Annotated in this window: 22 protein-coding genes; 14 read left to right on the top strand and 8 right to left on the bottom strand. The window is 71.1% G+C overall.

All coding sequences use genetic code 11. The annotated features are described in order from the left end of the window. The first annotated feature begins 16 nt into the window (after positions 1–16). Positions 17–1,639 (top strand): helix-turn-helix domain-containing protein, encoded by a 1,623-nt coding sequence (locus ACTSKS_RS09555; RefSeq protein WP_069941395.1) that lies wholly within the window; start codon positions 17–19, stop codon positions 1,637–1,639. Positions 1,640–1,760: 121 nt separating this feature from the next. On the opposite strand, the gene ACTSKS_RS09560 is transcribed toward ACTSKS_RS09555, so the two are convergent. Together ACTSKS_RS09560 and ACTSKS_RS09565 are read right to left on the bottom strand one after the other, a co-directional pair. After that, positions 1,761–3,083, bottom strand: coding sequence for an MFS transporter (locus tag ACTSKS_RS09560; protein WP_223247479.1), 1,323 nt, complete (start codon positions 3,081–3,083; stop codon positions 1,761–1,763). After that, entirely contained in the window at positions 3,080–3,808 is a 729-nt protein-coding gene (locus tag ACTSKS_RS09565; protein WP_442927495.1) for a class I SAM-dependent methyltransferase, read from the bottom strand. The genes ACTSKS_RS09560 and ACTSKS_RS09565 overlap by 4 nt, the downstream gene beginning before the upstream one ends. A gap of 296 nt (positions 3,809–4,104) precedes the next feature. On the opposite strand from ACTSKS_RS09565, the gene ACTSKS_RS09570 reads away from it, so the two are divergent. The 7 genes from ACTSKS_RS09570 (at position 4,105) to ACTSKS_RS09600 (ending at position 10,550) form a co-directional block, all read left to right on the top strand. Next, positions 4,105–5,454: an O-acetylhomoserine aminocarboxypropyltransferase/cysteine synthase family protein gene (locus tag ACTSKS_RS09570; RefSeq protein WP_020626562.1), complete on the top strand. Its 1,350-nt coding sequence runs from the start codon at positions 4,105–4,107 to the stop codon at positions 5,452–5,454. A gap of 1 nt (position 5,455) precedes the next feature. Further along, entirely contained in the window at positions 5,456–6,766 is a 1,311-nt protein-coding gene (locus ACTSKS_RS09575; protein WP_041103384.1) for a cystathionine gamma-synthase, read from the top strand. Further along, the gene (locus tag ACTSKS_RS09580; protein WP_052520042.1) at positions 6,763–7,809 is read left to right on the top strand and encodes a DUF1852 domain-containing protein; all 1,047 of its coding nucleotides are present in this window, start codon (positions 6,763–6,765) and stop codon (positions 7,807–7,809) included. The genes ACTSKS_RS09575 and ACTSKS_RS09580 overlap by 4 nt, the downstream gene beginning before the upstream one ends. After that, the gene (locus ACTSKS_RS09585) at positions 7,806–8,837 is read left to right on the top strand and encodes a methionine synthase (RefSeq protein ID WP_036314939.1); all 1,032 of its coding nucleotides are present in this window, start codon (positions 7,806–7,808) and stop codon (positions 8,835–8,837) included. Before ACTSKS_RS09580 ends, ACTSKS_RS09585 begins: the two co-directional genes overlap by 4 nt. A gap of 196 nt (positions 8,838–9,033) precedes the next feature. After that, entirely contained in the window at positions 9,034–9,375 is a 342-nt protein-coding gene (locus tag ACTSKS_RS09590) for a luciferase domain-containing protein (RefSeq protein WP_060973795.1), read from the top strand. 75 nt (positions 9,376–9,450) lie between these two features. Next, positions 9,451–9,963 carry a helix-turn-helix domain-containing protein gene (locus ACTSKS_RS09595; RefSeq protein ID WP_036314943.1) on the top strand — a complete coding sequence of 171 codons (513 nt, stop codon included), beginning with the start codon at positions 9,451–9,453 and terminating at the stop codon, positions 9,961–9,963. Then, positions 9,963–10,550 (top strand): PIN domain-containing protein, encoded by a 588-nt coding sequence (locus ACTSKS_RS09600; protein ID WP_036314945.1) that lies wholly within the window; start codon positions 9,963–9,965, stop codon positions 10,548–10,550. Before ACTSKS_RS09595 ends, ACTSKS_RS09600 begins: the two co-directional genes overlap by 1 nt. 33 nt (positions 10,551–10,583) lie before the next feature. On the opposite strand, the gene lysE is transcribed toward ACTSKS_RS09600, so the two are convergent. Next, a complete protein-coding gene (gene lysE / locus ACTSKS_RS09605; RefSeq protein WP_036314948.1) occupies positions 10,584–11,198 on the bottom strand; it encodes an L-lysine exporter in 615 nt (204 codons plus the stop codon). 71 nt (positions 11,199–11,269) lie between these two features. On the opposite strand from lysE, the gene ACTSKS_RS09610 reads away from it, so the two are divergent. After that, a complete protein-coding gene (locus ACTSKS_RS09610) occupies positions 11,270–12,145 on the top strand; it encodes an ArgP/LysG family DNA-binding transcriptional regulator (protein WP_036314951.1) in 876 nt (291 codons plus the stop codon). A 24-nt stretch (positions 12,146–12,169) separates the two neighbouring features. Here the strand turns inward: ACTSKS_RS09610 and ACTSKS_RS09615 are convergent, their stop codons facing one another. Then, positions 12,170–13,240 carry a GNAT family N-acetyltransferase gene (locus tag ACTSKS_RS09615; RefSeq protein ID WP_036314953.1) on the bottom strand — a complete coding sequence of 357 codons (1,071 nt, stop codon included), beginning with the start codon at positions 13,238–13,240 and terminating at the stop codon, positions 12,170–12,172. A gap of 414 nt (positions 13,241–13,654) precedes the next feature. Continuing rightward, positions 13,655–14,059, bottom strand: a complete 405-nt coding sequence (locus tag ACTSKS_RS09620) for a GNAT family N-acetyltransferase (protein WP_079118296.1) — start codon at positions 14,057–14,059, stop codon at positions 13,655–13,657. A gap of 482 nt (positions 14,060–14,541) precedes the next feature. Here ACTSKS_RS09620 and ACTSKS_RS09625 point away from each other — a divergent pair, with 482 nt between their 5' ends. Then, positions 14,542–15,423, top strand: coding sequence for a manganese catalase family protein (locus tag ACTSKS_RS09625; protein ID WP_063189949.1), 882 nt, complete (start codon positions 14,542–14,544; stop codon positions 15,421–15,423). Positions 15,424–15,794: 371 nt separating this feature from the next. On the opposite strand, the gene ACTSKS_RS09630 is transcribed toward ACTSKS_RS09625, so the two are convergent. Continuing rightward, complete coding sequence (locus ACTSKS_RS09630; RefSeq protein WP_036318100.1) at positions 15,795–16,397, bottom strand: cadmium resistance transporter; 603 nt, start codon at positions 16,395–16,397, stop codon at positions 15,795–15,797. Beyond that, a complete protein-coding gene (gene cmtR, locus ACTSKS_RS09635; protein ID WP_017488126.1) occupies positions 16,394–16,753 on the bottom strand; it encodes a Cd(II)/Pb(II)-sensing metalloregulatory transcriptional regulator CmtR in 360 nt (119 codons plus the stop codon). The genes ACTSKS_RS09630 and cmtR overlap by 4 nt, the downstream gene beginning before the upstream one ends. A gap of 248 nt (positions 16,754–17,001) precedes the next feature. On the opposite strand from cmtR, the gene ACTSKS_RS09640 reads away from it, so the two are divergent. The 4 genes from ACTSKS_RS09640 to ACTSKS_RS09655 all read left to right on the top strand — a co-directional run bounded on the left by ACTSKS_RS09640 (position 17,002) and on the right by ACTSKS_RS09655 (position 21,485). Continuing rightward, positions 17,002–18,669: a Mu transposase C-terminal domain-containing protein gene (locus tag ACTSKS_RS09640; RefSeq protein WP_102708790.1), complete on the top strand. Its 1,668-nt coding sequence runs from the start codon at positions 17,002–17,004 to the stop codon at positions 18,667–18,669. Further along, a complete protein-coding gene (locus ACTSKS_RS09645; protein ID WP_049147597.1) occupies positions 18,663–19,580 on the top strand; it encodes a TniB family NTP-binding protein in 918 nt (305 codons plus the stop codon). The genes ACTSKS_RS09640 and ACTSKS_RS09645 overlap by 7 nt, the downstream gene beginning before the upstream one ends. Continuing rightward, positions 19,577–20,743, top strand: coding sequence for a TniQ family protein (locus ACTSKS_RS09650; RefSeq protein ID WP_080695849.1), 1,167 nt, complete (start codon positions 19,577–19,579; stop codon positions 20,741–20,743). Before ACTSKS_RS09645 ends, ACTSKS_RS09650 begins: the two co-directional genes overlap by 4 nt. 124 nt (positions 20,744–20,867) lie before the next feature. Continuing rightward, positions 20,868–21,485 carry a recombinase family protein gene (locus ACTSKS_RS09655; protein WP_036313821.1) on the top strand — a complete coding sequence of 206 codons (618 nt, stop codon included), beginning with the start codon at positions 20,868–20,870 and terminating at the stop codon, positions 21,483–21,485. Between the two features lie 205 nt (positions 21,486–21,690). Here ACTSKS_RS09655 and ACTSKS_RS09660 read toward each other — a convergent pair whose 3' ends face one another. Further along, entirely contained in the window at positions 21,691–22,599 is a 909-nt protein-coding gene (locus ACTSKS_RS09660; RefSeq protein WP_036313825.1) for a cation diffusion facilitator family transporter, read from the bottom strand. Positions 22,600–22,621: the final 22 nt, after the last annotated feature.

Below are 22,621 nucleotides of genomic sequence, written 5' to 3' on the forward strand. Positions count from 1 at the left end.
GGCGGGCATAACCGTCATGGTGTCGAATCGCCTCGAGACGGAATCCGGCTGGCGGCGGTCCCGGTTGCACGGGGTGCGCGCAGACGACACGCTGACCACTGCCACTCTCGACGTGCGGGCACGCGCGGCGGCACTCGACCATGCGGTCGCCACCACCCTGGCCGACGTGGCGCGTGATTTCGCCGGCCTTGACCTCTTCCTCTTTGCCTCCGACCGCAGCGGACGACTGATCCGCCTCGTGGGGCCATGGAAATCGGCGTTGGGGGAGCAGATTCGGCGGCGGGGGCTGGATGTGGGGGTCTGCCTGGCCGAGGAGGCGGCGGGGTTCAACGGGATCGGCGCCGCCCTTGAGCTGGGCCGAGGCGTCGCCGTCGACGGGGAGGAGCACTATCTCGACGCGTTCCGGGCCTTCTCCTGCTTCGGGGTGCCCCTCGCGCATCCGGGCGTCGGGCGCGTCCATGGGGCGCTCAGCGTGGTGACGTTCGCCGGGGCGACGCCGACGCTCGTGGAGGGCCTGGCCCGGCACCTCGGACGACAGATTGAGCAGGCGCTAGGCGCGGCCACGTACGCAGACGAGTTGCGGCTTCTGACGGAGTTCCGCCGCCTCACCCGGGGCCGGGGTAGTGCCGTGGTGGGCGTGGGTGAGGAGTCGATCCTCCTGAATGCCGCGGCGGAGCGGTTGGTGCGGTGTCTCGACGGATCGGAGCTGCGGGCCCTGGCGGTGCGAGCGCGGCGGGGGGAGCTCGACGGTGGCGATGTGGGCGTGGCGGGGGGCTTCAGCGTCGCGGACGTGTCCGAGGCGTCTGGCATGACCCTGATGCGGTTGGAGAGGGCCGCGACGGAAACCACGCCGCGTCCCACGCCGGGGGCGGGGCGCGGGACCTGGGCTCCGGCCGTCGAAGCGGCCCGCGAGGCACGGGGCTCGGTGAGCGTGATCGGGGAGCCCGGCTCCGGCCGCACGGCGGCCGCCCGGAGGATCGCTGGCCCCGACGCCGTCATACTCGAGGTCGGCCGCGCCCAGACCCCCGAGGACACGACCTGGCTACGGGGGCTCGAGGCCCTCGTGCGGCGGCCCGGCCCGCCGGTGGTGGTTGACGACGTCGACGCGCTGGAACCTCGGCTCTTGCCAGGACTGAGACGAGCCCTCCGACAGGGGCGGTGCCGGATTGTCATGACCGCCCAGGTGCAGCCGACGACCGATGTCTCGGCCGTGCTCGCGTTGACGGAGCATCGCGTCCAGCTCTCGCCGCTGCGCCGTCGGCTCGCCGAGTTCCCGGCGTTGCTGGCGGCTATGGCGGCCCAGGTGCACGGCGCCTCGGCGCCGATGTTCTCCCCGGAGGCCGTGCGCGTCCTGGCGCAGCAGCACTGGCCGGGCAACCTGGTCGAGCTGGAGTACGTCGTGGGCCGTGTTGGGCGGAGGGCTGGGGGCGGCCGTGTGACGGTGGCTGAGCTGCCCGCATCACACCGTGGGGAAGGGACTGTCCCCCTCCTGGGCCTCGAACGGGCCGAGCGGGAGGCGATCATCGACGCATTGGAGTCGGCCGGCGGCAATAAGGTGCGGGCCGCCGCCGCGCTCGGGGTGAGCCGGGCGACGCTCTACCGCCGCCTGCGCACCCTGCGCATCACGCAGGAAGGCTGAGCGGGGCCAGCCGGGTGCCGGGCTGGACGCGCGGCGGGGTGGTCCCGCGCCGGGCCGACGTTCTCTACGCGGGTCGTCCTTATTCCGGACGGCCCGCGCAAGGAGCATCGGTCGCGCGGATTCAGCGCTCAGCCGTCCTCGGCCCGAGATGTCGCGCGGCCGGCACGACGGCGGCCAGCGAGACCACCGCCAGGACCTGCCACCCCGCGAGCGCCCAGCCGACCCCGAGCGTCGCCCCGAGCGCACCTCCCGCGAGGGTCGCCAGCGGCACGGAGCCCCGGGTGAGGGTGCGGCGCATCGCGGTGACCCGCCCGAGCGTGCCCTCGGGGCAGGCGCGGGCGGTCACGGCAGCCTGGGTGATGTTCCCGAGCAGGACCATGAACCCCCAGAGGGCGGCGCCGGCCAGCAGCCACGGCCCGGCATGAGCGCGGTCGGCGTAGGCCAGCAGGTGCAGCCCCACGGCCACGGCGCAGCCGACCGAGCCGAGGAGGATGCACCGGCGCTCGCCCAGGCGGTCGATGGCCCGGCCCGCCAGGGACGAGGCCGTCAGTGCCCCGACCGCGCCCGCGGTGATCTGGATGCCCAGGAACTCCGGCCCGAGCCGCAGGTCGGTCAGGATCCAGACCGCCTCGACCGGGGCGAAGAGGGCCATGCCCACATTGGCGGCCACCGACCCCATCGTCAGCAGCCACAGGACCGGGGTGCGCCGCAGGACCGTCCACCCCTCCGCGGCGTCCTTCCCGAACCGGGCCCAGCGGGAGAGGACGTCCGCGACGCCGGGGTCCCCGTCGTCGTCCGGGACGTCCGCCGCGGCGGAGGGCCGCAACCGCACCCGGAGCGCGACGATCGCCGCCGCGAAGAGGAACGCCGTCGCGATGCCGAGCACGGGCCCTGCGCCCAGCGACCCGACGAGGACGCCCGCCGCGGCGGGCACGATCAACACGAGGGCGGCGTCGGCGGACTCGAGCCGCGCCGTCAGGCGGGCGACGGCGGTGGCCGGCACGACGCGCGGCACGAGCGCGGTCTGGGTGGTCTCGGCCAGCACCGTGAGCACGCCCAGCAGGGTCATGACGGCGGCGAGGTGACCGAACGTGAGCGCGTCGAGCGCCCACGCCGCGACGAGCGAGCCGAGCACCGCCGCCTTGGCGAGGCCGGTGGCCGCGAGCAGCCGCGGGCTGAGGTGTCGGTCCACCACGATGCCGAGGGGCACGCCGAGTAGGAGGAATCCCAACCCGGAGAGCGTCATCAGCACGCCCATGCCGTCGGCGCCCACGCCGAGCAGGAGCACCGCCAGGACGTCCAGGGCGACGTCCGTGGCGGACCGGCCACCCGCGTCGAGGGCGTTGGAGGCGACCAGCCACCGCGCCCGTCCTTCCGGCAGCGGGGGCGTCCCAGTGTCAGAGCCGCGGGGGGCAGGCGTCTGGCGACGCGGGTCCGTGCTCACCGCCACACGTGGAGCAGGTAGCCGTAGCTCAGTGATGTCGCTGCGGGGTGCTCGGCGAGCCACGCGTCGGCGACCCCTCGCTCGAACTCCAGCCGCAGGACGGCCTCGAGGTCGGCGCGGGAGTCGAAGGTCCACGAGCTCATGACCTCGCGGGTCTCGGCCCCGATGCCGGCCCACCACTCGCGGGCGTACGTGTCCTGGCCCTGCGCCGCGGCGTTCGTGCTCGCCCGCAGCAGCTCGGCGAACTGGCCGCGCTCGGTGTCGTTGTCGATCACCACGAGCGCGCCGCCGGGCCGCAGCACCCGGGTGACCTCGTCCAGGCCGGGCCGGACGTCCCAGCGCGGGTGCGGGAAGAAGTACGCGAACCGGGCGTGCACGACGTCGACGCTCGCCTCCGGCAGCGGGATCTGCTCGGCCGAGCCGTAGAGCACGCGCGCCCCGCCGGGGCGGGCGCGGGCGGCCCCCAGCAGGCGCGCGTCCGGCTCGACGGCGATCGTCTCGGCCGCGTCGGCGTAGCGGGGCAGCCAGAAGCCGGTGCCCGCACCGAGGTCGAGCAGCGTCCGCCCGGTCCAGGGCGCCGCCTCCTGCAGCGCCGCCCAGAGGGCGCCCTCACGGTCCATGGCCGCGTTCTCTATCTCGTACAGCGCCGGGTCCACGCCCTGGTTGCCCGAGGGACGGAAGTCGGGCAGGCCCGTGGCCGGTCCGCCCGGTGTGCTCTGCGTCATGCCCGGGAGTCTGACACACCCCCCCCTCCACGCCGGTCCGTCACACGGGTCTGCCACGGCCCGCCGCGCCCCGGAGAGGCTCCGGCCGGTCCTGGATGGCGCGGTGGCGGCTCATGTGACGCGCGAGCCGGCCGCCCGCTGGACTCGCGGCGGCCCACCGCGTGGGATGGGCTCACCACCCATCCAGAGCGGCCGAGAGATCTGGCTCGACGACGCCGCAGCAACCCGCCCGCCGGACCCGGACCCCCGGGAACGGCAGGCCCGGTGCTACCGCCAGGACCGATGGAGGAGAGCAGATGCCCCGTCACGCCACACAGCAAGTCCACGCCGGCTACGAGCCCGCCGCACCCCACCGGCCGGTCGTCCCGCCCATCCACCAGACCACGGCGTTCCGTTTCCCGGACCACGCCACGGCGGCATCGATGTTCCGGCTCGAGACCCCCGGCTTCACCTACAGCCGCACGGGCAACCCGACCGTCGCGGTGTTCGAGAACCGCCTCGCCGCACTGGAGGGCGGCATCGGCGCGATCGCCACGGCCACCGGCCAGGCCGCCGTCGCGCTGTCCCTGCTGGCGCTGCTGCAGGGCGACAAGCACCTGGTCGCCTCCAGCCAGCTCTACGGGGGCACCGTCGACCTGCTGACGGACACGTTCGCGGACTTCGGCATCGAGGTCACCTTCGCGGACCCGGCGGACCCGCCCGCGTGGGCCGCCGCGGTCCGGCCCGACACGCGCGCGTTCTTCCTCGAGGCCATCACCAACCCGCTCGCCACCCTCCCGGACCTGCCCGCGCTCGCGGACCTCGCCCACGCGGCCGGTGTGCCGGTGGTGGTGGACAGCACCCTCGCGACGCCGGCCCTCTACCGGCCGCTGGAGCACGGCGCCGACGTCGTCGTGCACTCGGCCACCAAGTTCCTCGGCGGACACGGCGCGGTGCTCGGCGGCGCGATCGTGGACGGCGGCACGTTCGACTACGGCGCGGCGCCGGACCGGTGGCCGCAGCTGGCCCGGCCCAAGGCCCGCTACGGCGGGCAGACGCTGGTCGAGCGGCACGGCCGTGGCGCCTACCTGACGCTGGCCCGCAGCAAGTTCCTGCACGACCTCGGCCCCACCCTCGCCCCCGCGAGCGCGGCGCAGTTCATCCAGGGGCTCGAGACGCTCGACCTGCGCGTGGCCCGCCACACCGCCACCGCGCTGGCCGTGGCCCAACACCTGGCCGGGCACCCCGCGGTCGCGCGGGTGCACCACCCCGGTGTGGCCGGGCATCCCAGCGCGGCGCTGGCCGCCCGCGACTTCCCGGACGGCGTCGGCTCGGTGTTCTCCTTCGACCTGGCCTGCGGCCCCGAGGCCGTGGCCCCGTTCCTCGACGCGCTCGAGCTGTTCCAGCTGGTGGTCAACGTCGGTGACGCCCGGTCCCTCGTCTCCCACCCGGCGACCATGACGCACTGCCGCCTGACGCGGCAGCAGCGCGAGGCCGCCGGGATCGCCGAGACCACCGTCCGGCTCTCCATCGGGCTGGAGTGTCCCGACGACCTGATCGCGGACCTGGACCGTGCCCTGGCCGCGGTGTCCGCCGCCGGGCCGGCCGTCCCCGCCGCCACGCCCGCCGTCCCCGAGACCGCCGCCGTCACCCAGGAGGTGCGCTGAGATGACCGCCGTCCACCACACCACCCGCTCCGTGTCCCGCCCCGCCGTCCGCGGCTTCACCACCACCGCCGTGCACGCCGGCCAGGAGCCCGACCCGCTGACCGGCGCCGTGGTGCCGCCGATCTACCAGACCAGCACCTTCGTGCAGGACGGCATCAACGTGCTGCGCGCCGGGCATGAGTACAGCCGGGGCTCCAACCCGACCCGGAACGGCTTCGAGACCCAGCTCGCCGCCCTCGAGCACGGCGACCGGGCGTTCGCGTTCGCCTCCGGGCTCGCCGCCGAGGACGCCCTCCTGCGGGCCGTGCTGCGCCCCGGCGACCACATCGTGCTGGGCGGCGACGGCTACGGCGGCACCCACCGCCTCATCACCACCGTCCTCGAGCCGTGGGGCGTGTCCAACACCCCCGTGGACATCACCGACCCGACGGCGGTCGCCGCGGCCGTCCGTCCCGGCCGCACCGCGCTGCTGTGGGTGGAGACGCCGTCCAACCCGCTGCTCGGCATCGCGGACCTGGCCGCCTGGGCGCAGATCGCCCACGACGCCGGCGCGCTGCTGGTCGTGGACAACACGTTCGCCTCGCCCTACCTCCAGCGGCCCCTCGACCTCGGCGCGGACGTCGTGGTGCACTCCACCACCAAGTACATCGGCGGGCACTCGGACGTGCTCGGCGGCGCCGTGGTGGTGGCCGACCGCGAGTTCCGCGGCCGGGCGCTGGCCGAGGCGGTGGCCTACCAGCAGTTCGCCGCCGGTGCGGTCGCCGGCCCGCAGGACTCCTACCTCGCCGCCCGCGGCCTCAAGACGCTCGGCCTGCGCATGGACCGGCACGGCGCCAACGCCGCCGCGCTCGCGGGCTGGCTGCAGGGCCGCCCCGAGGTCGCCCAGGTCTTCTACCCCGGGCTGCCCGACCACCCGGGCCATGCACTCGCCGCGCGGCAGATGGACGGCTTCGGCGGGATCGTCTCCATCCGGTTGGCTGGGGGAGAGGCCGCGGCCCGCGCGTTCGCCGAGGCCACCGAGCTGTTCGCGCTCTCGGTCAGCCTCGGCGGGGTCGAATCGCTGCTCTGCTACTCCTCCGAGATGACCCACGCCTCCGTGCGGGGCACGCCCCTGGCCGTCCCCACGGACCTGGTCCGGCTCTCCGTCGGCATCGAGGACGTGGCCGACCTGCAGGCGGACCTCGAGGCCGGCCTCGAGTGCGCCGCACGCGTCGCCGCCGGCCGCGGGGCGCCGTCGTCGTCCGCGGTGCCCCGTCCCGCCCCCGCCCACCACCGCACCACCCACGCCCGCACCCCGGAGAGGACCCGATGAGCCACGCCACCCTTGTCCCGAGCACCGCGCCCACCCGCGTGGACGACCTGACGTTCAGCATCCACACCACGCCGTTCGACGAGGACTACACGCCCGCCGCCAGCACGCGCGCCACCACGAACTTCGCGAACCTCGCCCGCGGTGCGGACCGGCGGGAGAACCTGCGCGCCGCCCTGGCCATGATCGACGGGCGCCTCAACGACCTCGCCCCCTGGGACAACCCGGAGCGGGACCGCTACACGGCACGGATCGAGATCGTCTCGATCGACGTGCACTTCACCGCCGACGACGGCGCGGATGTCGACTTCCCGCTCATGGAGATGCTCGACGTGCGGGTGGTCGAGCGTGCGACGGGCGCTGTGCTCGGCCGCAGTGTGGGGAACAACTTCTCCTCCTACGTCCGCGACCACGACTTCTCCGTGGTGCTGCCCGCGCACGCGGCGACGTCGCCGGGGACCGAGGAGCCCGACGGCTTCGGCGACCTGCACGGGCGGCTGTTCCAGCACCTGCTCGACTCGCAGGCGTACCGGGAGCGGTTCCCGCAGCCGCCCGTGATCTGCATCAGCGTGTCGACGAGCCGCACCTACCGGCGGCTGACGAACGAGCACCCGGTGCTCGGGGTCGAGTACCGCCAGGACGAGCCCTCCCGCACGGACCGCTACTTCGGCCGGATGGGCCTGGGGATCCGGTGCTTCCTGCCGCGCGGGGCCGTGGCGCCGCTGGCGTTCTACTCGCGGGGCGACCTGCTCAACGACCACGCGAACCTCTCCCTGGCCGGGCTGATCGCCACCATGGAGACCTTCCAGCGGATCTACCGGCCGGAGATCTACAACGCGAACGCCGGGGCCGGCGAGGTCTACCGGCCGCGCCTGGACCACGGCGACTTCTCGCAGACCCGGATCGCCTACGACCGCGAGGAGCGGGCCCGCCTCGGCCGGGAGCAGGGGGAGTACACGCAGGAGCACTTCGTGGGCCCGCACCGCGACCTGCTGGAACGCTGGGCCGCCGCCCACGCCGCACGAGACACCGAGGAGACCCGATGACCACCCTGATCCCCACCGCCCTCGTCGGCAGCCTGCCGAAGCCCGGCTGGCTCGCCGAGGAGGAGACGCTCTGGTCGCCCTGGAAGCTCGAGGGGGAGCAGCTGCGCGAGGGCAAGCTCGACGCGCTCGCCCTCGCCGTGGCCGATCAGGAGCGTGCGGGCATCGACATCGTCTGCGACGGCGAGCAGACCCGCCAGCACTTCGTCACCACGTTCATCGAGCACCTCGGCGGTGTGGACTTCGACCGGCGCGAGACGGTGCGGATCCGCGACCGGTACGACGCGAGCGTGCCGACCGTCGTCGGGGAGGTGGGCCGGCCGGCGCCGGTGTTCGTGGACGACGCGAAGGCCCTGCGCGCGCGGACGGACCGGCCCATCAAGTGGACCCTGCCCGGGCCGATGACCATGATCGACACCCTCGCCGACCGCCACTACGGCAGCCGCGAGAAGCTCGCGTGGGAGTTCGCGCGCATCCTCAACGAGGAGGCGCGGGAGCTGGCGGCGGTGGGCGTCGACGTCGTGCAGTTCGACGAGCCCGCGTTCAACGTGTTCTTCGACGACGTCCGCGACTGGGGCGTGGCGACGCTCGAGCGTGCGGCCGAGGGCCTGACGTGTGAGACGGCCGTGCACATCTGTTACGGCTACGGGATCAAGGCGAACAACGACTGGAAGGCCACGCTCGGGGAGGAGTGGCGCCAGTACGAGACGTCGTTCCCGCTGCTGCGCGAGTCCACGATCGACACGATCGCCCTGGAGCGGCACCACTCCCGGGTGCCGGCGGAGCTCATCGGCCTGCTGCGCGGCAAGAAGGTGATGGTCGGCGCGATCGACGTGGCGAGCGACGAGATCGAGACGCCCGAGGAGGTCGCGGCGACCCTCCGGGAGACCCTCGAGTTCGTGGACGCGGACAAGCTGATCGCGAGCACCAACTGCGGCATGGCGCCGCTGGCTCGCTCCGTGGCGCGGGACAAGACCGCCGCGCTCGTGGCCGGCGCGCGGATCCTCCGGGAGGAGCTGGGCGGGGAGTGAGGGGGGCCTGATGGCCTTGCCTGGCCGGCGGGGCCCCGTCAGGATCGTCTGCATGGATCCTGATGCGAGCCCCCGTGTCCGGCTCACCGCTGACGATCCCCGGCCGGGCAGTCGTCCCGCGACGTCGACCGAGGGGCCCCACCGACAGCTTGATCAGCGATCATCGCCGGAGCTGTGGGGCCGTCTGGTCGCTGCGGTGTTCGCCCTCGACGGCGTCGAGGAGGGCCACAGCACCGTCTCGCCAGCAACGTCGCGCGCCGTCCACCTGACAGGCCGGCCGGAGGAGCGCACCCCGGAGGTCAACCTCTCACCAGGCCGGCGCTGGGAGCCGGTGCACCTGCATGGGGTGGACGACACGTCAGTGCACCTCGTCCTGGCGCCCGAGCGCGGCGTTCGTCTGACCGAGCTCGGATGGCTCGAACCGCATGGCTACGCGGACTTCGGCACGGAGTGGATGCTCTACGGTCCGCGGGACGAGGCGGAGCTGGCCGTCGTCGTCGGGATCATCGAGGAGTCGCTCGCCTACGCGCGCGGTTGACGCAGCGCCCCGGAGCGGGGAAGCGGACGCGAGAGGAAACTGCGAATTTTTCGTTTTCGCGGGTAGTCTTGTTCCATGACTGCGACGGTGAATGACAAGCACACGGTGCTGCCGCCGACGGACCTCGAGGAGATGCTCGACGTCGGCAGGTTCCTCGACGGCCTGACGCAGCCGGCCGCCCTGGTCGGCCCTGATGGGCAGAAGGTCCCCCTGCCGCCAGAGGCTTTCAACGTCCTGCGGGACGTCGTCGAGGCGATGCGGGTGGGCAAGGCCATCACGGTGGCACCCGTCGACCAGCTGCTCACGACACAGGAGGCGGCGAACTTCCTCGGCATCAGTCGTCCCACGCTGGTGAGGCTGCTCGAGGAGGGCGCGTTGCCGTACGAGAGGACGACCGGTGGTCGGCACCGACGCATCCGGCTCCAAGACGTCGTGTCCTATCAGCAGCGGAAGCGCGGGGAGCGGCGTGCCTCGCTGAGCGACCTCGTAGGGGAGGCCTCGTCTGCGGGGCTCTACGACCAGAAGGCGGAGTCCTACCGCGAGGCGTTGCGTCAGGCTCGCGCCGACCTCCGGGGTGAGCGCGGGTAGTGGCGCGCTTCAGCGCGGTGCTCGACGCGTGCGTCCTCGTGCCCATCGCCCAAGCGGACACCTTGCTGCATCTGGCCGAGGCGGGCCTCTATCGGCCGGTATGGAGCGGGCGGATCCTCGACGAGACGGTGCGCGCACTGGAAGCGATGCATCCAGACATGCGTGCGTCGGGGGCGGCGCGTCACCGTGCCGGGGTCATGGACGCCGCCTTCGACGACGCGCGGGTCGAGGGGTGGGAGCAGCTCGTGCCCGGGATTGATCTTCCGGACCCCGATGATCGGCATGTGGTCGCCGCCGCGATCCAGGGACGTGCTGACCTGATCGTCACGGCGAATCTGAAGGACTTCCCGCGGGAGGTCGTTGAGTCCTTCGACATCGAGGTGCAGAGTCCGGATGAGTTTTTCATGAACCAGCTCGACCTGGACCCGGCTCGAGTGATGACGGCCCTCGCAGCCCAAGCGGGCGCGACACGGAATCCTCCGTTGACCGTCAGGGACGTCCTTGAGCGGCTGGTGCCGTGCGGTGCACCCCTGTTCGCGGAGGCCGCACGAGCCCAGCTCTGGCGGGTCGACGTTGAGCGACCTTGATTCAGCCCGACGCCAGAACCGGCGTCTGTCGGCTCACCCCCACACGCCGGAACCGGCGATGAGCCGGACCGCGAGCACCGCCATGACCACCGCGATCACCACGTCCACCACGCGCCACGCCTTCGGGTCGGCGAGCACCCGGGCCAGCAGGCGTGCGCCGTAGCCGAGCGCGGTGAACCACAGGACCGAGGCGGCGACGGCGCCGGCGGCGAAGACCCACCGCGCGTCGGGACCGTGCTGGTTGGCGAGGCTGCCCAGCAGCACCACGGTGTCCAGGTAGACGTGCGGGTTGAGCCAGGTCAGCGCGAGCGTGGTGGCGATGACCGAACCCGCGGTGCGCGGCGCCTGCTCGGCGACGAGCCCCTGCGGGCGCAGCGCGGCACGCAGGGAGGAGACCGCGAACCAGAGCAGGTACAGGGCGCCGCCCCAGCGCAGCACCTCGAGCAGCCACGGCACGGCCTGCACGAGCGCACCCACCCCGGCGGTCCCGGCCAGGATCAGCACGGCGTCCGAGGCCATGCACACCAGCACGACGGCGCCCACATGCTCCCGGCGCACGCCCTGGCGGAGCACGAAGGCGTTCTGGGCGCCGATGGCGACGATGAGGGCGAGTCCGGTGAGCAGGCCGGTGCCGGCGAGGGTCCACATGGGTGAGGACGCTAGGGCCCGGCCGGGCCTGAGCCAAACGAAGAGAACTGCAGGTGCCTAAGCTCTGCTTCATGAACCTTGATCAGCTGCAGGCGCTGCGTGCGATCGCGGACGAGGGCTCGTTCGAGGCGGCCGCGTACGAGCTCGGCGTCAGCGCCTCGGCGGTCAGCCAGCGCATCCGCGCCCTGGAGCGGGAGGTGGGCCAGGTGCTGCTCCGGCGCGGCACACCCTGCGAGCCGACTGAGGCCGGCGTCGGCCTGGTGCGCGTGGCCCGGCACATGCGGGTGCTCGAACAGGAGGCGTGGGCCGGGCTGGGCCGCACGGCGGCCGGGCGCAGCGTCACCTCCCTGGCCGTGCCCGCCGACGTGCTGGGCACGTGGTTCGGGCCCGTCCTGGCCGAGGCCGCCGACTGGGACGACACGGTCCTGGACCTGCACGTCGAGGACCAGGACCACAGCGCCCGGCTGCTGCGCCGGGGCGAGGTGCTGGCCGCCGTCACCACGGAGCCGCAGCCGGTGCAGGGGTGTGCGGCGGAGCCGCTGGGGAGCATGCGCTACGTCCCGCTCGCCTCGCCCGCCCTGCGCGCCCGGCACGCGGCGGGCGACGTCGTCGACCTCGGCGCGATGCCCATGATGCGCTACAACGCGAAGGACGACCTGCAGCGCCTCGCGCTGAGCGGCGCCGGGCTGGACGTCGCCCCGCCCACGCACCTGGCGCCGTCGTTCGACGGGTTCCACCGGTCCGTCCGGGCCGGCCTGGGGTGGGGGATGCTCGTGGACGCCCAGGCCGTCGAGGACGTGCGCGCCGGCCGGCTGGTCCGCGTGCCCGGGCTCGACGACGTCCTCGTGCCCCTGTACTGGCAGGCGGCCACACTGCCCGTGACGCGCCTGGTGCGGCTCACGCGGGCGGTGCGGGAGGCGGCCCAGCGGACGCTCGAGCGGGGGTGAGGCGGCACCAAGGGGCGCGGGCCGTCAGCGACGTCGCAGCGGTGCCGGCGCCTCCATGGAGGCCTCGACCAGCACCGGCCGGAAGCCCAGTGCCTCGTTGACGTCGAGCATGTGCCGGTTCTCCTCGGCGTTCCACGTGATGATCGCGCGGGCCCCGGGCAGCGCGTCGCGGACGGCGATGAGGTTCGCCGCCTTCACGCGCATGCCGAGGCGGCGGCCGCGGTGCTCGGGCAGCACGATGGTGTCCCACTGGTCGATCAGCCCGTCCGGGCGCGAGCGGGGCGCCACCAGCTCGCTCAGGGCGACGATCCGACCGGTGGCACGGTGCCGCGCCACCGCGCGGAAGAGCCGCCCGGTCGTGAGGATCTGCTCGTCCATGCGACGCACGCGGGCCGCATCCCAGACCTGCTCCACCACGGTGCGTTCCCCGGACGGCACGTCCGTGGCCATGCGGGCCTTGAGGACGGCGACGTCGTCCTGCAGGGACGCGTCGGCCGCGCCCTCCCAGGCGTGGAGCTCGTAGTCCGACGAGACGCCTTCGGCCTCGGCCAGGGCGACGGCGGGGTCGATCCCGGGATCGGCGAAGTCATACCGGCTCACCCGCTCGGTCTGGACGAGCGCGAAGCCGTAGGACTGGGCGAGACGCACACCCGGATGCTCGGCGGGCACCGCACCGGCGCCGTTGGGCGGGGTGAGCGTCCGTTGCCCGGCCACCGGCCGCGGCGTCAGCGGCCAGGTCTCGAAACGGGTGAGGCCGGCGGTGTCCAGGACGAGCCGCTCGGCCAGTGCGCGGCCGTGGCCGCGTCCGCGGTGCCGCGGGTGGATGTAGACGTTGAGGGCGGCCGCGTCAGGGTCGTCGACGTGGTTGATCAGGACGCGGGCGTAGCCGACCGCCTCGCCGTCGACGTACGCCAGGTAGCGGCGCTGCGTGTGGTCGGTCTCGGCGGCGGCCTGGATGAGCGCGTCCCTGGGGGTCTCGTCCCACTCGGTCGTGCCGATCAGCTCGTGGTTGTACTCGTCTCCGAGGTGGCAGTAGGCCCGCCAGTGGGGGTCGTCCGACGAGGCGGGCAGGGGGAATTCGATGATGTCAGGCATGCGGTGACTGCTTTCTGAAGAAAGGGGTGGGCGCAGAGGCGCCCGTCGAGCCGTGCTCGAGACGGGCGCGCGGGGAGGCCGGTGGTGGGTCGTCCGACCCACGGGGTCACTGCTGCTGCATCATGGGGTGAACTGTGTCACGACGCGGATCGGTGGGCAAGGGCCTTTGCTGTCGAGATGCAGGCAAAGTTCCCCACGACGCGCGGGGAACTCTTCGCATATCGGGCGGGATCCGGCCGGGGTGACACTGGGTGTCCAGGTGGGCGCCCCCGCGGGTCCCGGGGATCGCCCGAAACGTACGGGCGGCTGCCGCTCTGGCGGGTTGGTTGTGGCGGGCCGTGCGGCGGGGGGCAGGGCCGGAGGTGGCGCACACGGCGCATGGCAGGGCCCCTCGTCACTAACGACCGAATCTGCCTATCCCACGGGGCGAAATCCGAGCCGCTGGTAGATCCTCATGGCCGCATCGGAGGTGCCCTGTCCGAAGCGCAGACTCAGAGTGTGGTCACCGGCGTCGCAGCAGGTTGCGATGGCGTGTTGGACCAGAGCCCGCCCGATCCCCTTCCCGCGTGCGTGGGGATCAATGAAGAGGTCGATGATGAACGGACCAGTGAGGTGTTCGTCCCAGATCGAGTGGGTGACCACCATGATGGCTCCGGCGAGACGGCCACCCACCCACGCTGTAGTGCTCGCATCGGCGCGCAGCTTTCCGTAGTCACCGCGGAAGGTCGCGTTCATCTCCTCGCGCGCCTCGTCTAGATCGGAGGCAGCGACGTCGGGTGGGTAGCTCATCAGATAGCACTGGGCCAGATCGTCGGCCATCCCAACGTCCAACCCTCGAAAGTCGAGTCCTCCAGGGAGCTGGTCAGCAGGGTAGAGCTGCGGCAAGTGAAGAGTCAGAAGGTCAGTGGGCACAGTTGTTCCTCTCGTGATGGTGGGGTGTTCAGCGCGATGCCGTCAGAGAGTGAACATGGCTAGGAAGATAGCAGTGCAGAGGCGCAGTGGAGATAGGGCGAGACGCTCGGAGTGTGAGGGGCTGGTCTCGTGCTCGTGGAAGCGCAGCCACAAACGACCGGTTGTGCCGCGTGCCTCTGAGAGTCACCCACCCGCCGCATCCGCAGGCGGAGGATGGCGAAAGCGCTCACCCCCCGAGTGGGGCTGGCGTCCATGGCGCGGCTGGTGACCGGCGCAGTTCTGGCGTGGGTCAGCTCTACGCGGGTCGGTCAGACCCGCGTAGCGTCGATGATGTCCGGCGTGGAGCCCCTCGGGCCTTCGCGCGTCTGACCCGATCGAGGGAGTCTCTCGTGTACATCCACAAGCAGAAGCTTCAGCACGTCTCCAGCCCCGAGAAGCCTGACGCGGTCTACGCCCGCAAGCTGCAGGAGGTGATCGGCGGGCAGTACGGCGAGATCACCGTGGCCATGCAGTACAGCTTCCAAGCATGGAACGCCCACATCCCGGGCAAATACCGGGACCTACTCTTCAGCACGGCGGCCGAGGAGTTCGGACACGTCGAGATGCTCGCCACCATGGTGGCCCAGCTGCTGGAGAAGGCCCCGGTGGGGATCACCACCGACGCCATCCAGGATGACCCGGCCGTGGCCGCCGTCATCGGGGGCACCGACCTGCAGCAGGCCATCGTGGCCGGTGCCGGTGCTCGCCCCGTGGACAGCATGGGGAATCCGTGGACCGGAGCGTATGTCACGGCCAGCGGCAACCTGCTGGCCGACATGACCGCCAACCTCAACGCCGAGATGCAGGGCCGCACCCAGGTGGCCCGGCTCTACCACATGACCGATGACCCGGGCATCCGGGAGCTGCTCTCCTTCCTTCTGGCCCGGGACACGATGCACCAGAACCAGTGGGCGGCGGCTGTGAAGGAGCTGCAGGAAGACGGCCTGGAGGAGATGCCGGTGCCGAGCAACTTCCCGCAGAAGAAGGAGGCCACGGAGCACTCGTACACGCACTATGAGTTCTCTGACGGTCAGGCCACTGCGGAGGGTTCGTGGGCTGCAGGCCCCACCCCGGACGGCAAGGGCGAGTTCTCCTACTCGTCCGAGCCGCCGGCGGGGGTCCCCCTGCCCCCGCCCACCCACCCGGACTCCCGTTTCTACGGGACGACGGAGGTGCCCAACCGCCTCGAGAAGCTGGCGGGCACGGTGCAGGACAAGCTGCACCGCGAGTGACCCGACCTTCCCGATGAGGCAGTGCACGGGCCCGTCTGCTCCGGCAGGCGGGCCCGTGTCGTCTGTCCATGTAAGAGGCCGCATCTCCCTGGCACGGATTGTGGCGAGAATGTGCCTCGCCATTCTTGAGGGGATGCGGGCGCTTCGGACAGGGCTGCGTGGTCGCACGGAGTGTTCTTGACCCACGTCCACGCGGGTATACCCCTTTACACGCCCTGCCCTGTGGCTTCGTTCGCTTGGTGGCGGGGTTTTTGCAGCGCTCCGTGGCGGTCTTGTTGCCGCGATCACGCAGGACTGGCTGCAGGTAGGTGTCGCGGTCTGAACCGAGAGGGGTGCGCCCGGTCGGGGCCGTTTGGATCGCTGCCGCTACGTCAGAGTCCGAAGGCTCCGCCGCTGACGAGGATCACGATGCCGAGGCCGATGAGAACGATGGGGAAGAGGATGTTCTCCCAGCGTTCGAGCACTTCGGCGATCGGGGGGCGGGTGGCGACGAACTTTGCCAGGGCCACCAGGACCGCGACGAGCGCGAGGAAGACGATGCAGTAGGCGACTACTGCGAGAGGTTCCACGCTGAGGAAGACAGGGGTGTAGACGCCGATGTTGTCGCCGCCGTTGGCAAGGGTGACGCCTGCGACTGTCCACACGCCGACCTTCTTGCCGGCAACCTTGGCCTCGTCGTCATCGTCGTCATCGTCTCCGCGCCAGGCCTGCCATGCGGCCCAGAGGCCGAGGCCCAGAGGGATGAGGCCGAAGTACGGGATGGCTGCCGAGGGCAGGAATGCTCCGGCGCCGATGGTCACCAGGACCGCGGCACCGAGGATGCCGGCGAATCCGAGGTACTGGCCGGCCAGAATGCGGGCGGTAGTGCCGCGCTGGCCTGCCCCTCGCGCGAAGAAGAGGGAGAGCACGATGATGTCGTCGATGTTGGTCGCTGCGAACAGGCCCATCGCCTGCAAGACCGAGGTGAGGCTCATGCGCCCTCCCCAGCTGCGTCGCATCCGGGAAGCGAGCAGGCGGGATCGATGCACGGGGCGTCTTCGTCCACTGCCAGGGTGGCATCGACCAGTGCCGTCAGCGCCTGCGCCAGGTGCGAATCGGCGATCTCATATCGTGTCCGACGACCCTCGGGCTCGGAGACGACGATCCCGCAATCGCGCAGGCATGCCAGGTGGTTGGACACGTTCGGGCGTGTCAGGTCCAGATCTCGGGCCAGTTCCGCCGGGTAAGCGGGATGGTCGAGCAGGGTCAAGATGATCCGGGATCGAGTGGGGTCGGCCAGTGCACGACCCAGGCGGTTCATCACGTCGAGACGCGAAGCAATAGTCATCATGGATTGAACTATACAGCGCGAACTGAACACTCGGTCACAGGCGTCAGCCCAGATCGCATGCCCGTAAGGGGATCCTTCACCGTACGTCGAGCGAGCTCAGTCCTCGTGTCATTTTCAGAAGTCGACTGCGCTCTCGGGCCCGTCCTCTCGGGGGTGGTGTCGTCGACTCCCGAGCCCTGGTCGTTCAGTAGTCCTGTGCACTAGCGTCGCATCTGCTCAGTAGTCCTGTTCTCTATGAGGAGGCGGGCGTGGACGGCGACCAGGATGAGATGGCTGGACCGGGCGTGCTTGCGGTGCCCGAGCGTGAGTGGGAGCAGGCCCGGTTGCGGGCCGGGGTGATCGGTCGCCTGGCCGAGCACGATCCAGTGGGACTGGCTGCCGTCGACGAAGCCGCGATGGAGCTGGGGATCTCCCGGCGCCGGGTGTACGTGCTGCTGGAGCGGTACCGGCGGGGCTCGGGCCTGGTCACTGATCTTGTCCCCCGGCGATCGGATGGTGGCAAGGGTGGGGGCCGGCTGACGGAGCCAGTGGAGCAGATCATCCGTGAGCTGGTGTGCCAGCGGTACTTGACCCGGCAGAAGCGCAGCATTGCCTCCCTGCATCGGGAGATCACGCGGGCCTGCGCCGTGCAGGGGCTGCCGGCTCCGGCACGGAACACGGTGGCCGCGCGGATCGCTCGGATGAATCCGGTCGAGGTGGGCCGGCGGCGCGAGGGGGCCGAGAGCGTCCGGCCGTTGCAATCGGCCGGGGACGAGGTTCCGGTAGTCGAGTCGATCCTGGACCAGGTGCAGATCGATCACACGGTCATGGATCTGATCGTGGTCGATGACCGTGACCGTCAGCCGATCGGACGGCCGTATCTGACGGTGGCCATCGACGTGTGCAGTCGGTGTCTGGTTGGAATGGTGGTGACCTTGGAGCCGCCCTCGGCGGTGTCGGTGGGGTTGTGCCTGGCCCATGCGGCCGGTGACAAGCGGCCCTGGCTGGAGCGGCTCGGAATCGACGCGGCCTGGCCGATGAGTGGCAAGCCGAAGGCCCTGTATGTGGACAATGCTCGGGAGTTCAAGAGCGAAGCGCTCACCCGCGGGTGCGACCAGCACGGTATCAGCCTCGACTACCGCCCGCTGGGCCGGCCGCATTACGGCGGGATCGTCGAGCGGGTCATCGGCACGGCCATGCGACAGATCCACGAGCTGCCGGGGACCACGTTTTCGAACCCAGTCGAGCGTGGAGCGTACGACGCCGAGAAGATGGCCGCACTGACGATTGCCGAGTTGGAGCGGTGGCTGGTGTTGGCTGTGGCGACCTACCACGACACGGTGCACTCCACGCTGGGCCAGACCCCGGCCGGACGGTGGGTCGAGTCGGTCGCAGCGACCAGTACCCCGATGACGACGGCCAACCCAACGGCGTTCTTAGTGGACTTTCTGCCCGTGTTCCGCCGCAAGCTCACGCGCACCGGGTTTGTTCTGGACCATGTCCACTATTTCGCCAATGCGCTCAAGCCGTGGATCGCACGCCGCGAGGCCCTGGAGCGGTTCCTCATCCGGCGGGATCCGCGCGATATCAGCCGCATCTGGGTGCTGGACCCCGAGGGCACCGCGTACATCGAGGTCCCGTATCGGGCGTTGTCGAACCCGGCGGTCAGCGTGTGGGAGCACCGGCAGGCTCTGGCCCGGCTGCGCGAGCGTGGGGCCACCGAAGTCGACGAGTCGGGCCTGTTCCGGATGATCGAGCAGATGCGCACCATCTCCGAGACCGCCCAGAAGACCACCAAGCGCACCCGCCGCGAGAGGCAACGCCGCACCCAGACCGGGACGACCACTACGAGGCCGACGCCCCCGGTGCCGGAACCACCGGTCGTACCAACGGACTTGGATGTGGTGGCCCGGTTCGGGGAGATCGAGCAATGGTGAATGCCAACGAGTACGAGCCGCTGGAGCTGTCCCACTTGCACCCGGCCGCGCAGCCGGTGGCGCGATTGCCGGCGGCCGAGCGGGTCCAGCGGATCCGCGCGGACCGCTGGATCGGCTACCCGAAGGCGGTCGAGGCCGTCGAGCGTCTGGAGACCATGCTCGGCTGGCCGGCGAAGCAGCGCATGCCCAACCTGCTACTGGTGGGCCCGACAAACAACGGCAAGTCGATGATCATCGAGCGCTTCCGCCGGCAGCACCCGCCCAGCTCCGAACCGGACCGGGAGCAGGTCCCGGTGGTGTGCGTGCAGATGCCCTCGGAACCATCACCCTTGCGGTTCTACACCGCGATCCTGTCCGTCCTGGGCGCACCCCTGCGGCCCCGGCCTCGTCTGGTGGAGCTCGAACGCCTCGCCTTGTCCCTGCTGCGCGAGGTCGGGGCGCGGATGCTGGTCGTTGATGAGCTGCACAACGTGCTGGCCGGTCGCGGGGACACCCGTCGGGAGTTCCTGAACCTACTGCGGTTTCTGGGCAACGAACTGCGCATCCCGCTGGTCGGGGTCGGCACCCGCGAGGCCTACCTGGCGGTGCGCTCCGATGACCAGTTGGAGAACCGCTTCGAACCCTTCGTGCTCCCGCTCTGGGAGGCCGACGACCAGGCGAGATCCCTGCTGGCCAGCTTCGCCGCCTCCTTCCCCCTCCGGAAACCATCGGTGATCGACACCGAGGACATGGCCCGCTACCTGCTGGCCCGCAGCGAGGGCACCATCGGGGAGCTGGCCCACCTGCTGACCGCGGCCGCGGTGGCCGCCGTCGAGTCCGGCCTCGAGGCCATCGACCACCGGACCCTGACGATGGCTAACTACACCGGGCCGACCGAACGCCGCCGGGTCTTCGAACGCGAGCTGCTGTGAGCACTCGGTGGCCGGTGCACCCGGCCCCGGTCACCGGTGAGGCACTCACCTCCTGGCTGCGCCGGATAGCCCACCGCTACGGGGCCGAGGTCGAGGACCTCGTTCTCGATACCGGGTTCTGCATCTCCCGCCCCGGGGACCTGGACGTGGCCGCCCCGGAGGAATTCATCAACCAGCTAGCCGGCCGCACCAGAACCGGAACCGACACCATACGGGCCATGACTCTCGGCGGGCAGACCCCCTGGCTGCTGGACCAACTCGAGCCAGCGGCGGAGGCCTACACCACCTATACCCGCCAGCTGGCGGTACTGCTGCCCCGGGGAAGGAGACGCGACCGTACCGTGGAGGACTGGCGGGCCTGGTTGCCCACGGATGCCGGCTGGCAACACCGGGCCTGTCCGCGCTGCACCATGGAATCCACCCCTCCCTGCCCCTACCAACTGGCGTGGCTGGTGCCCCTAATGCTCTCCTGCCCCGTCCACCACTGCCGACTCGAACGCCACAACGGCCCGGTGGGCTACCACGACTTCTGGCACGTCTCGCCGGGTAGGCCCGAGCCGCGACCGGTCGGGGCGGCGATCCGGAGCATGGACCAGCGGACCTGGCAGGCCCTGACCACAGGATCCGTCGCCCTTCCCCGACACCGGGTGCACGCAGGCCTCTGGTTCCGACTACTCAGGACGCTGCTCGACGAGCTCGGCGCGACCATCATCGAATGCGGCGCACCCGGCCGGCTGACACGACAGGTGTGGGACCGCACCGGCCACCCGGTCCGCGCCGGACAGGGCCCGTGGCGCCCCTACGAGGAACTCTCCGATCAGCGCCAACTCCAGTCCCTGGAAGCCGCCGCCACCGCGATACACCTGTTCGAAACCCGGGCCATGACCTGCCCCGGACGCGAAGCCGAGGTGTTCCTGCCCCAACCGGACATTTCCCGCGACCCCGGCAGCACCGAACAAACCACGGACCCCACCGCCATCCGTTGGCAGGAGATCAAAAAGAACTTTCAGGCCGTCGTCGAGGAAGCCCGGACCACCCCCGAGACCGCCCGCCAACTCTTCAACTTCTGCACGATGTACCGCCGCGACAACGACGAAGTGATCCAAGGCGTCCGGAGCAATTTCACCGAGCTCGGCATCCCTTCGGACTACCTGTCACCATAGCTGCGCCGTGACCGTCTGCGAGACGTAGAATAAATGACCGGTTACGTGACAATATTTCTCAACATCTCGCTCTGCGGGCCTCGTGTCACATAAACGATCGAATAAATGACAGGGGTGGTGGGCGGTGCTCGTGGGGTACATGCGGGTGTCTAAGGCTGACGGCTCCCAGGCCACCGACCTGCAACGCGACGCCCTGCTCGAAGCCGGCGTGGAACCGGAGGCTCTGTACGAGGACAAGGCCTCCGGCAAGAGCGATGACCGTCCCCATCTGGCCGCGTGCCTGAAAGCGCTGCGGGCCGGGGATACCCTGCTGGTGTGGAAGCTGGACCGACTCGGCCGGGACCTGCGCCACCTGGTCAACATCGTGCACGAGCTCACCGAGCGGGGCGTGGGCCTGAAGGTGCTCACCGGCCAGGGGGCGGCGATTGACACCACGACCGCCTCCGGCAAGCTGGTGTTCGGGATCTTCGCCGCCCTGGCCGAGTTCGAACGCGAGCTGATCTCCGAACGCACCAAGGCCGGCCTGGCCTCGGCCCGGGCCCGAGGCCGCAAGGGCGGCCGGCCCTACAAGATGACCCCGGCCAAGATCCGCCTGGCGATGGCCTCGATGGGGAACAAGGACACCAACGTCGGTGCCCTGTGTAAGGAACTGGGCATCACCCGCCAGACCCTCTACCGCCACGTCTCACCCACCGGGGAACTGCGCGAAGCCGGACAGAAGGTGCTGGCCCAACGCCGATGACCACCGCGGGCTGCGGAGCTGTGTGCCGCCGATGGTGACCCACCCGGGGGCGTGTCGTATGACGTGCCGTCGCGGGACGGACCACCGGACGGGTCATGCGGGATGTCCCTAGTGGCGTGCCACTGTTCATCCATGTCGGCTGCGGGTGTGTCCGGTGGGGGGTTCCTCCTGCGGACGCGTCTATTGCTCAACCAGCCCCACTGGGTCAGTGGTGGGTGGGGTGTTCGTGGTGGGCGTGGGCGGCGGGTTCGAGTTGGAAGGTGGAGTGGTCGATCGCCACGTCGAAGTGCTCGGCGACGCAGTGTTGGAGCTGGTCCAGGATCTGGGGGGCGTGCCCGTCGTGGAAGCAGTGGTCCTCGACGACGACGTGGGCGCTGAGCACGGGGACCCCGGTGGCGATCTGGGAGGCGTGCAGGTCGTGCACGGACACCACGTGCGGCACCGCTTCAAGGTGGTCCCGAACCTCGGCGAGGTCCAGGTCCCGGGGGGTGGATTCGAGCAGGATGTGCGCGGCCTCGGCCAGGATCTTCAGGGTGCGGGGCACAATCAACACGGCGATGAGCATCCCGGCCACGGCGTCGGCCTGCGCCCAGCCGGTGGTGGCGATGACCAGGGCGCTGGCGATCACGGCCACCGAGCCCAGCGCATCGTTGAGGACCTCCAGGAACGCGGCGCGCATGTTCAGGTTGGCCCCGCGGCCGGAGCCGAGGACGGCCAGCGAGGCGAGGTTACCGGCCAAGCCGAGGATCCCGAACAGCAGCAGAGGGCCGGAGGCTACCTCGGGCGGGGCGAACAGTCGCTGCAGGCCCTCGATGAAGGCGTAGAGACCCACGGCCAGCAGGATGGCGGCCTGGGCCAGGGCGGCCAACACCTCGGCGCGCAGGAACCCCCAGGTGCGCCGGGCCGTGGGCGGCCGGGCCATCAGGGTGGAGGCCAGCAGAGCCATCAGCAACCCGCCAGCGTCGGTGAGCATGTGCGCCGCGTCCACCAGTAGGGCCAGGCTGCCGGTGATCAGCGCCCCGGCCACCTCGGCCAGCAGCACCGCCGTGGTGATGGCGAAAGCGACCGCCAGCCGCCAGCGGTGCGCCGGCGAGGCGTGGTGGTGTGCACCCATTAACTGTGTCCTCCTTCTCCGG

Source organism: Micrococcus sp. TCR-5 (assembly GCF_052220525.1).
In the GTDB taxonomy this organism is placed as follows: domain Bacteria; phylum Actinomycetota; class Actinomycetes; order Actinomycetales; family Micrococcaceae; genus Micrococcus; species Micrococcus luteus.